The organism is Psychromonas antarctica, from assembly GCF_022267535.1.
GTDB lineage: Bacteria > Pseudomonadota > Gammaproteobacteria > Enterobacterales > Psychromonadaceae > Psychromonas > Psychromonas antarctica.
Genome location: NZ_JAHNZV010000088.1, coordinates 1 through 11,737 on the forward strand (window position 1 = coordinate 1; position 11,737 = coordinate 11,737).

At 39.2% G+C, this 11,737-nt stretch carries 12 protein-coding genes and 2 pseudogenes; 7 read left to right on the forward strand and 7 right to left on the reverse strand.

The window, feature by feature from the left end; genetic code table 11:
* Nucleotides 1–117: 117 nt before the first annotated feature.
* A pseudogene (locus KSO91_RS13585) lies at nucleotides 118–297 on the reverse strand (type 1 glutamine amidotransferase domain-containing protein); the annotation flags it as partial.
* 650 nt (nucleotides 298–947) lie between these two features.
* Between KSO91_RS13585 and KSO91_RS17915 the strand changes: the two are divergent.
* Nucleotides 948–1,524 (forward strand): annotated as a pseudogene (locus tag KSO91_RS17915) (IS91 family transposase); the annotation flags it as partial.
* A 161-nt stretch (nucleotides 1,525–1,685) separates the two neighbouring features.
* Complete coding sequence (locus KSO91_RS13595; protein ID WP_420830954.1) at nucleotides 1,686–2,861, forward strand: MFS transporter; 1,176 nt, start codon at nucleotides 1,686–1,688, stop codon at nucleotides 2,859–2,861.
* Between the two features lie 311 nt (nucleotides 2,862–3,172).
* On the opposite strand, the gene KSO91_RS13600 is transcribed toward KSO91_RS13595, so the two are convergent.
* The 3 genes from KSO91_RS13600 to KSO91_RS13610 form a co-directional block, all read right to left on the reverse strand.
* Nucleotides 3,173–3,379 carry a cold-shock protein gene (locus KSO91_RS13600; RefSeq protein WP_238743545.1) on the reverse strand — a complete coding sequence of 69 codons (207 nt, stop codon included), beginning with the start codon at nucleotides 3,377–3,379 and terminating at the stop codon, nucleotides 3,173–3,175.
* Between the two features lie 606 nt (nucleotides 3,380–3,985).
* Nucleotides 3,986–4,435: a DUF1499 domain-containing protein gene (locus KSO91_RS13605; RefSeq protein WP_238743546.1), complete on the reverse strand. Its 450-nt coding sequence runs from the start codon at nucleotides 4,433–4,435 to the stop codon at nucleotides 3,986–3,988.
* A gap of 348 nt (nucleotides 4,436–4,783) precedes the next feature.
* Nucleotides 4,784–5,650 carry an alpha/beta hydrolase gene (locus tag KSO91_RS13610; protein ID WP_238743548.1) on the reverse strand — a complete coding sequence of 289 codons (867 nt, stop codon included), beginning with the start codon at nucleotides 5,648–5,650 and terminating at the stop codon, nucleotides 4,784–4,786.
* Between the two features lie 426 nt (nucleotides 5,651–6,076).
* Between KSO91_RS13610 and KSO91_RS13615 the strand changes: the two genes are divergently transcribed.
* Together KSO91_RS13615 and KSO91_RS13620 are read left to right on the forward strand one after the other, a co-directional pair.
* A complete protein-coding gene (locus KSO91_RS13615) occupies nucleotides 6,077–6,328 on the forward strand; it encodes a hypothetical protein (protein WP_238743550.1) in 252 nt (83 codons plus the stop codon).
* Between the two features lie 629 nt (nucleotides 6,329–6,957).
* Complete coding sequence (locus KSO91_RS13620) at nucleotides 6,958–7,587, forward strand: flavin reductase family protein (protein WP_238743552.1); 630 nt, start codon at nucleotides 6,958–6,960, stop codon at nucleotides 7,585–7,587.
* Nucleotides 7,588–8,178: 591 nt separating this feature from the next.
* Here KSO91_RS13620 and KSO91_RS13625 read toward each other — a convergent pair.
* The 3 genes from KSO91_RS13625 to KSO91_RS13635 all read right to left on the reverse strand — a co-directional run bounded on the left by KSO91_RS13625 (nucleotide 8,179) and on the right by KSO91_RS13635 (nucleotide 9,429).
* The gene (locus KSO91_RS13625) at nucleotides 8,179–8,442 is read right to left on the reverse strand and encodes a hypothetical protein (protein ID WP_238743553.1); all 264 of its coding nucleotides are present in this window, start codon (nucleotides 8,440–8,442) and stop codon (nucleotides 8,179–8,181) included.
* A gap of 124 nt (nucleotides 8,443–8,566) precedes the next feature.
* A complete protein-coding gene (locus KSO91_RS13630) occupies nucleotides 8,567–8,944 on the reverse strand; it encodes a hypothetical protein (protein ID WP_238743555.1) in 378 nt (125 codons plus the stop codon).
* Nucleotides 8,944–9,429: a hypothetical protein gene (locus KSO91_RS13635; protein ID WP_238743556.1), complete on the reverse strand. Its 486-nt coding sequence runs from the start codon at nucleotides 9,427–9,429 to the stop codon at nucleotides 8,944–8,946. Before KSO91_RS13635 ends, KSO91_RS13630 begins: the two co-directional genes overlap by 1 nt.
* 80 nt (nucleotides 9,430–9,509) lie before the next feature.
* Between KSO91_RS13635 and KSO91_RS13640 the strand changes: the two genes are divergently transcribed.
* The 3 genes from KSO91_RS13640 to KSO91_RS13650 form a co-directional block, all read left to right on the forward strand.
* The gene (locus tag KSO91_RS13640) at nucleotides 9,510–9,830 is read left to right on the forward strand and encodes a transposase (RefSeq protein WP_238743558.1); all 321 of its coding nucleotides are present in this window, start codon (nucleotides 9,510–9,512) and stop codon (nucleotides 9,828–9,830) included.
* A 26-nt stretch (nucleotides 9,831–9,856) separates the two neighbouring features.
* A complete protein-coding gene (locus tag KSO91_RS13645) occupies nucleotides 9,857–10,246 on the forward strand; it encodes an IS3 family transposase (RefSeq protein ID WP_238743560.1) in 390 nt (129 codons plus the stop codon).
* 640 nt (nucleotides 10,247–10,886) lie between these two features.
* The coding region (locus tag KSO91_RS13650) for a reverse transcriptase domain-containing protein (RefSeq protein WP_275114000.1) at nucleotides 10,887–11,737 on the forward strand (851 nt) is incomplete at its 3' end.

Here is an 11,737-nt window from a genome sequence, read left to right on the forward strand (position 1 = left end):
GCGCTTTATTGATTATTTTAACGAGAATTTAGCAAAACCATTTAAATGGACGTATAAAGGTAAGGCTTTGTCGGCTTGAACCAATTATGAACATTATCACACGGACTTATGAATCGAGGTACTAGTGGGATCAATAGGCGGCTGTCCACCATCAGGTGAAGCTAAAGTGATCTCAATACCGGCATCTTTAAATACGTAATAAGGGGCAGCGAACTCTTCTATCCAGAAACCCGTTTTTTTGCCTGTATTACCAAGCTCTGCGTGAGACGTTAAAATCATTAATATTTTCTTAGTCATTTTATGAGTCCTTTAAGATGTTAAATAAGTGTTATTCAAGCGACGAAAATCAGTATAAGCCTTGAAAAGCATTTTGACAATGCAGATGTTATTGACACCATTAGTTCAATTATTGATACAATGATTTTCACTGAAGTAATGCGAGCCGGACAAATTCATTGTAGTACTCTATTAGAGTAAATAATCTAAGTCGATGTATGGACTCCACACCGCTAGCAATTTAGCTTAGCGTTATCGTAACTTGTTTTTTTTGCATCCCTTCAAAATATAACGAGCTTTGGTGAGTTAATTTAGTGGGAGTTATTAATTCTCTTTGGAATTGATTTAGCTATAAATGTTATTCAGGTTTGCCAGATCAGCAAGCATATCGAATTAGTCAGTCATAAACCCGTTTTTCATCAACAACTTAAAGAGATACTAGTAAAAGGTTTTCTCTAAGAACATAAAACCGATACTAATGATACATTGGCTATTGTAAATGCATCGTTACAAATGGGACTAAGGCTGGGTAACCCCTGTTTTATTCTGCGGCTACAATAACCTTGATAGCCTTGTATGAAAAATAACAACAAAAATTTTACTGCAGATACTGGTGACTGACAGGGACTTACACCCTGCAATATGCATCAAGCTTCGCTTGACGCACTAACGCCAATAATCACTGGTTAGATTCATAACGTCAGAAGTTACTGCCTGTGGATTATTATCTGGTCGGATTCCCCCTACCGACACAACTGCGCCTTTTTGTTTGGCACCATCAAAAATGGGTTTATCAAGCGCTCCTTTAAGCAACCAAAACGACACTGGATTTATTTTTTAAAATGATAAAAGGCTCGGTGAGAAGACGGGTTATATTGCAGTGTTACATACACATCCAAGAACGCTGAAATTCCATCCTCATGTGTACTTTGTCGAACCAGCCGGCGGGCTGAATAAAAACAAAACCTTGTGGTTAAGTAAAGCGGTAAAATACCTGTGTGTTGCCAATAATTTAGACAAAGTGTTTAGGGCGACGTTCATCGAATTGGTGTGTCAGGCTAGCTATTATTTGCCCGCTAATGCTCTTGGTGAATGGAATGTGTATATGTCGGTAAGGGTGATGGTGCATTAACCTATCTGGCGCCTACTTGTACCGCGGGGTGGTCAGTGAGCAGAACATTTTACGCCTTGAACATGGCGAAGTCAGCTTCCCTTATAAAAAGAGTAAAAATAAGCAATATTTATGCTCAAAACAGCACCACATTATAATCATTCCGCTTCAGCATACTGTTGACAAACCACCAAAAAAGATTGATTGTGTGAGTTTCCTAGGGAACTCATATAATATAATGATTCAAGAATATTTACGTTTTATAAAGCACAGCTGGCCAATTCTCATTTTTGGAATGATGACAGTTTTCATGGGCAACTTTGGTCAGTCGTTTTTCGTCAGCTGGTTCGGCAGCAGCTTTCAAGAAAGTCTTGGTCTATCAGCCACAAGCTATGGTTCAGCCTATTCTATGGCGACTCTTGCCAGTGGCCTCCTTCTTATGTGGATTGGTGGGAGCATTGATAAGGTCTCGTTAGAGAAGTTTATCCTATTCTGCACCATTGGACTTTCCTTAGCTGCGCTCACTCTCTGGCAGAGCAATAATATAACAACGCTTGTTATCGGGCTTTTTCTCCTGCGTTTTTTTGGTCAAGGCCTTTTCCCACACACAGCCATAACGACAATGATGAAAAAGTTTTCTCTGAATCGTGGCAAAGGTCTGAGTTTGGCAACCACCGGCGTTCCCTTAGGTGAAATCATTCTGCCTTCCATTGCCGTATTCCTTATTGCGCAATTCGGGTGGCAACAAAGTTGGTTGATTATAGCGTTAGCAATCCCCTTACTTTACCTTCCTCTGGCACTTTTTCTTATTAAACGTAGTAAAGACAAAAAGTATTCCGAACATAATCCAACCGTAGACAGTCAAACTTCTAAAGCACTTACAGAGGATGGTTCCAGAAGGACACTACTTGCGGATTATCGCTTTTGGTTGGCACTACCGACAGTTCTTGCCGCACCATTCATCGTGACAGGAATATTTATTCATCAGGGATTTTTTATACCACAAATGGGCTGGACACCAATACTTTTTGCCAATTGTTTTGTCTTTTATGGGATTACTCATTGGCTTTCATCAATGTACGCAGGGGCATTGGTTGATCGGTTCAGCGGGAGACAATTATTAAAATATTACCCTATTCCAATGATCATGGCTTTGTTGTTACCATCACTACTAACAGGTAACTGGGTTGCTTACTCTCTACTTATCTTACTTGGCATCGCTATTGGCTCCGGCAGCCCAATTATTAATGCTCTTTGGGCTGAAGTTTACGGCAGCAAATATCTCGGTAGAATACGCGCACTCATGGCATCTCTTGCTGTGATATCAACCTCGATTTCCCCCATTTTATTTGGCTATCTGATTGACAATGGGATCACCGCTTCTCAGCTTTTTTGGTGGCTCTCTATGTACGTATTACTGGCAATGTTTTTAGCCTTCTTTTCATACTCAAACAAAAAATCACTAGAAATTTGATCCTATCACTAACAAATAGACACCCAGCACAGCAATCACAGCGTCTAAAATTGCCCTAATGGAATCATGCTCTTTATGAAGAAAAATGGGCGTATAGGAAGAATAAAAACTTTTCCCTAAAAAAAGAGTAATTTGAACTGGTCTGCACCGGCAATCAACTTGAGTTAGCCTTAGAAAACGACAGAGCTGAGGCCAATTTAACCTAGCTAGCGCACTTTAAAATGAGTAAAAAAAATGGCAAACCCACAAAGGTTTACCATTCTTTCAAATATGAGTTCAGCTCTATCTAGGAGCTAAAATATCACAGCAAATTAAAGTGCTACGATATTTTCTGCATTCGGGCCTTTTTGACCTTGAGTTACAGTAAATTCAACTTTTTGGCCTTCAGCTAATGTTTTGAAACCTTCGCTTGAGATAGCACTGAAATGAGCGAATACATCTGGACCAGATTCTTGCTCGATAAAACCAAAACCTTTAGACTCGTTGAACCATTTAACTGTACCTTGAACTTTAGACATAATAATAATCCTGTAACTTTAATGTTAGATTGCCTTAATAGACTTATATAGCGTAAAAACAGACTGGAACTTAAAAACGGCAGACCGATGTATTATTAATAAACAACGAAATGCAGAATGTAAATAAAAGGCTTTCTTTCTTGCTGACGTGCACTTTATACAATCAAAAAATAAAGTCAATAGCTGTTCAAAAAATAAACAATTCAATATATGTAAAGATCCACTCATCATTAAATCAATTTCGCCCTATTTCTAGAGCTAATAAAAACACCATCATGCGCTCAGTACGCCATTCTACCTACACCCGCCACCCTCATGGCGAGCTAGAAACCTACAAATCTGAGGCCAAAATCATTAAGCAAAATAGCATTTAATAGATAGATAAAATTATTGTTTTAGCGCAAATATCAGTATTATTATTTAATTATGTGTATGAGTTAAGGTATAAATCTAATAATCACATCCATTTTTATGTACCATCGTATGTTTGGAAACCACTCACTACTCAGGAATTAATGAGCATTAAGAGGTCCCCCCCCCTTGTCCGCCAGTGTTCAACAGTAATCCACACCTAATTTCGATGGTGGTTGTTAAGTTGAAAATGGCCTACAACGCGCCGTAAAGCTCATTTAATTTTTCCCAGCGTTGGCGGTTCACCCCCATATCAGAATGACCAGCGCGGCTAGCAGAACGAAAATGAACAACTTCATTTTTTGCATCTAACCAAAATTCAACATCATCATGATATCTCATTAGTGATGTTGTAAAAATAACATAGAGATAGTCGTCGCTCTCTTTTTCAATTTTACCACCACCAAATTGTTGTACGGCTTTCTTAAGGGCCACCATCGTTTGCCTTTGATTTTTTTTGAACGGCATAGTGGCTACTTTTTTATTTTCATCATCAGTTTGGCTTGATACATTATTTGGCTTGCTGCTTATTTCTGCCAACTTACCGTTATTAACACCTAAGTTAGGCACTTGAGCATTTTGGTAATAAATACGGCCAAAAAAGGCAATACTAATAAGGATAAGTACGCTGATTAAAATTGTCATGATTCGATTCCTATTCATAAATAGTTGTCCTAGTGATTTAGTTTAAGCGCAAAATATTGAATTTAAATTTCAGACCTGTATATCTTGATCATATTAAACGTTAAAAATAGACTAATATATCCATTTATAGCTATCTCACACTGAAAATCAAAATAAAAGATGACTTAACGTACTCATGGTATTTAGTCATCTTGGCATTGTCTGAAAAAAGGCTGTCATAATTAAAAAGCGAGTTGAACGGACTCGTTTTGACACTAAAATCCTAACGCTCATCCTTAAACAGCAAAAGTTTTTTGATGGTACCGACTGCGCTTAGCAGAGAGGTCCTTTAGTAATGTAATTAAAAGCTTAAATATTCAAACCAGACACTCGTAGAAAACAAATAAGTTGCTGACAATGTTGTTCTATTTTTTCAACGGAATCATGGCTCGCATTTTCTATCTCCAGCAAGCTTAAATGTGGTTCAGGGCAATTGGCTATGATAACTCTGGCGTCTTCAACGGGGACGATTTTATCCTCTTTGCCATGAACGATCAGTATTGGGCAATTTATTTTACAAACAGTACTAAGCGGAGCAAATGTAGCAAAACGATGTCCGATCACCCACTCCACATAACGTATCACTGGTTTTCTAATGTATGAAGGAAAATAAAAACTTTTTAAATAACGCTGCATCATCCATTCAGGATGTGCAAATGTAGAAATGCTGATAACCGCTGCAATCTCCTTACGTTTAGATGCCTCGAATAATACCGCGGCAGCACCAAGCGAATGTCCTAACAAGGCAATTTTTTCAGAGCGGTCAGGATGATGTAACTTTAACCAATCAATCACATTCCCCATGTCTTCTGCAAAACGAGGTAATGATGAGAAAGTATCCGAATCACTGCGGCCATGACTCCTCGCATCGAAAACAAGAACGTTAATACCCGCTTTGTGAAACGGTATTGCAAGAGGTAGCATTATTTCTGAATTACTGCCCCACCCATGCAGGATTATAAGCGTTTCACTTGAATGAGAGACGGGAAGCAACCAGCCAAACAACTGCTTGCCTGCATGGATCGGAATGTGTAACTGAAGGTAGTCAATACCAAAAAGGTCTTTTGGGTTTCCTGTTTCTTTATTCCTAGGAGCACGAAAACCGAGGTGGATAGCGGTCAGAAATAAACCAACAATAATGATGATTGCTAATATTGAAAAGATAAAATAGCGCATAATGATCCTGTCGTTTATAGGATGCAAATAAAACTTTATTCGAAAACGATGATAGTTTCACCCGAGTATAGGAACAATAAAAGCCCGTCACCAAAAAAATATTGATTTGCACTGAATATTTATCTCATTATGCTCATATTGGGACACAACCAATTCAGAATTTGTAATTTCCCTGCGTAAACGTCTCCTAAATTCCTGACGAATATCATACTAAAAGCACACACTTAAAATGTAAATCGTGCATCTGCCGCTCCTCTATTAATATCTATCCCTCGATTACGGCAAGATGCAAAAACAACAGGCCGATTCCTGATAAAGCATCTTGAGTTACTATCGGTATATAATAAAAACTAAACAAGCTTTAGGGTTAGTTTATGAAGCTTATTTAGTTAGGGTATTACTTCACAGTAAGGAGATATATTGCAAATGGCAAAACCAAACAAAAAGGGTCCAAGTGCAACAATTGATATCTTTTGCAGTAAATGTAAAAGCCGGCTTTTTAAATATCGAAAAGGTGGCAACGGGCCGTTAATTAAATGCTTCAAAGAGCGGATATCGGTGGATTTTACAACGGCGCCTTGTCTGTGCCCAAGTTGTGGTTCACAGTTTGCTCGTGACGCACTAGTGCGAGGGGTGCCTGCATTCAAAATGATTGGCGGGAAAGTGTTTTTTAAATAGAATAATGCGAAGCCAACACTTATTAATGGGTTATCTCCCGGATATTTTACGAAAATCAAATAACGTAATCATTTTACTTAACCTCAGTTCTGGATAATGGAAACGAAATTAGATTAAATATCAAAAAGTTAAAAAACATATTATACAGTGCTGTTAGTTTTGCGTAGTTCAAGGCGAATCATCGCAGCAATAACTGGTTATTGCTAGATGATTTAACGCAGAAATACGCGTAAATAACGGTACTGTATCGTTTAGCTTATCCAGAATTGAGGTTACTTAATAAAAGGTAACCTCGATGGCATGCCTCATTGGGTGCGCTTTACTGTTAGTTGCCCCCCCACGGCCAAAGCTCCGTTGCAATATTGACAACGCCGATCACGGCACCTATGTTTGCTGGGTTTTCACCCTTTTATATAGTCTAAGGTGAAAAACTGTTACTCTATTTTACACAGCCTATAAGAGTGTCCGCTAGTATTAGAGCACTACATAGAGCCCCTGTTTACTTCGAGATGCAAGATCAGGAAGCCTCATTCAGGCATCCAGGCGAAGCTCTGGATGTTGAAGTGTGGCTTGGATATAGTCGTGCCAGATAACCCTATCTAAGTTTAACGATATAAAGAAGGTAATATATGAGTGCTGATAACCGCTATTTTTATGAACCGAGTAAAGGACATGGTCTGCCACATAATCCACTGAATGCCATTATAGGCCCCCGCCCTATTGGTTGGATTGCCTCTCGTAATGCCCAAGGCCAGAGAAACCTCGCCCCTTATAGTTTCTTTAACTGCTTTAATTACGATCCGCCGATTATCGGCTTTGCCAGTACCGGTTGGAAAGACAGCGTCGCCAATATTGTTGAAACTGGCGAATTTATTTGGAACCTAACTACCCGCAATTTAGCCGCGCAAATGAATCAAACATCAGCAGCATTACCCCACGGCACTGATGAATTTGAATTTTCCGGATTAACGCCAATAGCAGGCAACATTGTTAAAGCTGATCGAATTGCACAAAGCCCTGTTAGCTTCGAATGCAAACTGTCGCAATGCATCCAGTTAACAGCGGCTAATGGTGACAAAATTGATAGCTGGCTAGTGCTAGGTGAAGTGGTGGCAGTGCATATTGAAAAGCACTTGCTCAACGCCGAAGGAATTTATCAAACTGCATTAGCAGAGCCGGTATTACGCGCTGGCGGTCCATCGGCTTATTATGGTGTTTCAGACGAATTACGCTTTGATTTACATCGACCAACGGTTTAATCCGCACCATCAACAAGGTTGTCATTGACAGCCTTGTTGTCCACCTCAGAGCGTGTTGTTATGCAACTTCACGTTTGCTTTTTTATAATTGAATAGCGCGGTCACACTCAAAATAAGCACCCCAAGCCCTCCAATGAAAAGAACCCCGACCCCAAGAAACTTTGAGTCAGTAAAATAGAAGAAAAGACCAAGAACGGCAACTAGTAAATACACTCCCAAACCAATGAGGTTTCTCCTAAATTTATTTATTGGTGATTGCTTTTCATAATTTTCTTTCAATTTACACTTTAACATAGAGTCCCTTTTGGGATTAGTTGCATAACGAGGCTGTAGAATTACTCTTACAGTTAAAATTAACTAAAAAACGAACTCCTGTAATGGATTCTAAGCGTTTATAATACGCTAGATAATGCATTTGGAACCCCAAATATTGGCCTGAAATATCAAAAAAGAGTTATTCTACGGCCTCAACGCCTCGTTAACTGCCGCGTAGGTTGGCGCTGTTTTTGCGGCTTTTGGTTTTTAGCAAAAAATCGCGACAGCCGTTATGCGTCCGGTGATTTGACTTGTTAAGTGCTTGCTGAATTTAAGCTATTTAAGTCCATCGTAAAATTTAGCATTTGCCATAAAAAAACCATAGGAAACTCCAACTACCAAAGCTAGAACCACTGGATATTCATGCACTCTTGATAACAAAATTAAAACCAGTAAGGCTCCAGCAAAACCTGAACATAAATGAATAGCAAGCTTAATATACAATTCTCGCTTAATACTCTTGAATCTATGACCTATTTCACTGCCCGCTACACTAGCAAAAAATGCAACAGTAAACGTTACAACTATTGTAATATCCATGGCATCTCTACAGGCTCAACGCCTTGCTCACCGGCGAGTAAGTTGGTGCTGTTTTTGCTGCCTTTTCTTTTAGCAAAAAACGCAACAACTGTATCGAGTCCGAGTGCAGCAATTTGTTAAGCCTCTATTTAGCAAATACACCGAAAGTATTTAAAACAACCAATAAACAACCAAAAAAACCAGTTATAAGCCAACACCAAAAAAACATAGCCCCCAAAAAGTGATCAAACTTAGTTGTGTGTTTGAATATTAAATTGGAATTTGCATACAAAAAAGAAAATGGACTATTTTCTAGTTTTTTACTCCAATTTCTAGGAAGAGATAATGCTTTGGCAACATTTAGGATATCCCAGCCGCTTACAAATTCACTCCCAAGCGCATTGATTGTTTCAGGATTTTTACGCAACTTTCGGACGGTCACCTGACCAAAAGTAACGTACAGTATACCCGTTACAATAGAGGCAAAAATCATAATCCCAACTAATATTGTTATAATATTCATTAATTATATAAACTTTTTATAAGGGCATCATATGTGTTACCAGCATTGTTTTTAATAAGGCTATTCATGCCCATAGATGCGGCGGCGGCAACACCTGCCACTGCTAGACCTCCCACTACTAAAGCAAACCAACCTACTGGCGTTGCGAAAACCAAAAGAGCCAAGCCAGCGTCTACTGCTACAGTACCTGTTATTGCAGTAGCCGCGAAACTGCTTGATTCAATGAACATCTCTCGTTCCCAATTCCCACCTGCTTTATAGCTATTATGAACATTTCCAACACGGCTACCAAAATCGATAACTGCAAGACCATTTCCTAAAAATTTAGCTTGCTTAGCAAATTTAACAATATTATCAGCTTGGACAACGTTGGCTAAATCGAGTTTGGCAATGTTCCGACTACTTCTTGCGATATTAGCACCTCGGTCAAAGTTAGTAAGTGGTGTGCCACGACTAGATTTGACTTGGCTGGTAACTACTTTCACCTCATGTTTAAAGCTATGTAATGGTTTAATAAATTTGGAAGGTTTGATAGCCTCTTAAATTAATTAAAACAGGAAATAAAATGACCAGTTCAATTCGTAAAAATCGCATTAAGTTTACATCCGCTCAAAAGTTAGAATACGCAAAATTAATGGTTGAAGAAAATTATTCTAATAACCAAATAATTGAGCTTTCAGGTGCTTCCTCATCTGCTGTGGTGAGATGGAAAAAACAATATTTAGCAGAAAAGTCAGGCGAAACCTCTCCCAATCTAGTTGCATTAGATCCTCAGATAAGGCGTATTAAAGAGCTAGAAAAACAATTACTCGAAGCTCAAAAGGATAATGAAATATTAAAAAAGGCAACTGCCTTTTTCATTCGAGACAATCCTGCATTGCGATAATCTCTAAAATGAAAAAGGCAGATCCAATGTTAAATATACAGCATGTATGTCAGCTATTTGATGTGCCAATATCTAGCTATTATAAGCGACAAGAAGTAGCTACTAAAAATGTAGAAAAAGAGTTTTTTATCAGTAGGATAATCGCCATTCATAATGACAATCTTCAATGTTATGGCCGTCGTAGGATGCTTAAGTCGTTACAAAAAGAAGGAATTAACATTGGGATATTTAAAGTTGCAAGGCTCATGAGAGAAGCTGGTGTTATCGCTAAAATACCGAAGAAACCACATTACTATCCATCAGGTAATGAGATGCCAAACATCCCTAATTTATTAAAAAGAAAATTTAACCCTGAAACGATTAATACTCATTGGGTTGGCGATATTACATACAGTGTGCCCGGAGTTCAGCACTAGCATGGAATGCTTTAATGAACCACGAGTCTATCTGAAATACATGAGCAATCTAGCAGGAGCTAAAGTGTTTATGGCTCTATCTGGTTGTGCAGGTAGTTGAGTCTGAGCGACAGTGACTTATCGTATGCTGATAAGGTGATGTAACTCGCTGACAACGGGGAGTGAGGCGAATTCGTTACGCCAAGATGCTCTTCTAGACTAAGTATTGAACGGATGAAGAACATGAACCGATTAACCCGCATCTATGGGCTGAAATGTCGCCACTGCCTACACGAATTTACAGGCAGTATGATGTTGTAATAACGCTATATGTAGCGGTGTTATTACCTATTTGATAAGTAATATGTAAGTGCTTATCAATGGATGAACGTTTATATCACAATTCTACGTTTAAGCATCATCACCTTACAGAATGATAAGGTCAAAGACTGCGATCGGCATCCTCCCCAATACGTTTGAGTTCAGATAGGTAAACCGGGGAAGGTTTGTTTGAATGGCAAGGGAGCACGACCCCGATGACAAACAAGCTGGCGGAGCGTTCGTAGTAGTCTGAGGTGGGGAAAGCCCATTACATGGCGAAGGGACGCAGTTTAATTGATTTGCGCAAGCAAATTACCTGACCTTAATGAGGTGAAGACCTTTGATAATCAGCGAACTGCAACGTAAATTAGCAACATGGACAGCAACCGATAAAACGCGTCGCGTTAATCGATTGTTGCGCCTGATCAGTCATCCTGAATGGCTTTACCAAGCGGCTGAAGTAACACTTTCCGCAAAAGGCGCTAAAACACCTGGCGTTGATGGAGTAATTAAAATTCACTTACAGGGCAAGTTGACTGGTTATTTAGATGAAATCAGAAATGATTTACTCTCGGGTAATTATCAACCAATGCCTGCTAGGCGGATTTATATTCCTAAAGCGAATGGAAAGCAACGTCCTTTAGGTATACCAACCTTAAGAGACAGAATAGTACAACGTGCCATGCTCATGGCAATGGAGCCGATATGGGAAAATGATTTTCATTCATTATCCTATGGTTTTAGACCTGAGCGCAGTGTTCATCATGCTATTCGTACAGTTAAGTTACAGCTAACTGATACCAATGTGCCACGGGGACGCTGGGTAGTTGAAGGAGATTTATCAAGTTACTTTGATACGGTTCACCATCAGCTACTCATGACATGCATACGTAAACGCATCAATTGCCGACGATTTAATGAATTGCTTTGGCGATTCATCAAGGCGGGACATATTGAACGTAACCTATTCTGTGCAACAAGCGAAGGTGTTCCACAAGGGGGCGTAATTTCTCCATTGCTGTCAAATATCATGCTTAATGAATTCGACCAGTACTTGGAAAAATGTTACTTAAGTAAGAAAGCACGTAAAGACCGCTGGTACTGGAATCGTACTATCCAAGATAAACGCAACATTGCGCTAGAGGAAAAGAGACAATGGAAACCAGCGGTTGCTTATTGTCGTTATGCCGA

Coding starts and splice junctions, on each gene's coding strand:
- KSO91_RS13595 (WP_420830954.1), top strand. CDS start 1,686: ATGACAGTTTTCATGGGCAACTTTGGTCAGTCGTTTTTCGTCAGCTGG.
- KSO91_RS13600 (WP_238743545.1), bottom strand. CDS start 3,379: ATGTCTAAAGTTCAAGGTACAGTTAAATGGTTCAACGAGTCTAAAGGT.
- KSO91_RS13605 (WP_238743546.1), bottom strand. CDS start 4,435: ATGACAATTTTAATCAGCGTACTTATCCTTATTAGTATTGCCTTTTTT.
- KSO91_RS13610 (WP_238743548.1), bottom strand. CDS start 5,650: ATGCGCTATTTTATCTTTTCAATATTAGCAATCATCATTATTGTTGGT.
- KSO91_RS13615 (WP_238743550.1), top strand. CDS start 6,077: ATGGCAAAACCAAACAAAAAGGGTCCAAGTGCAACAATTGATATCTTT.
- KSO91_RS13620 (WP_238743552.1), top strand. CDS start 6,958: ATGAGTGCTGATAACCGCTATTTTTATGAACCGAGTAAAGGACATGGT.
- KSO91_RS13625 (WP_238743553.1), bottom strand. CDS start 8,442: ATGGATATTACAATAGTTGTAACGTTTACTGTTGCATTTTTTGCTAGT.
- KSO91_RS13630 (WP_238743555.1), bottom strand. CDS start 8,944: ATGAATATTATAACAATATTAGTTGGGATTATGATTTTTGCCTCTATT.
- KSO91_RS13640 (WP_238743558.1), top strand. CDS start 9,510: ATGACCAGTTCAATTCGTAAAAATCGCATTAAGTTTACATCCGCTCAA.
- KSO91_RS13645 (WP_238743560.1), top strand. CDS start 9,857: ATGTTAAATATACAGCATGTATGTCAGCTATTTGATGTGCCAATATCT.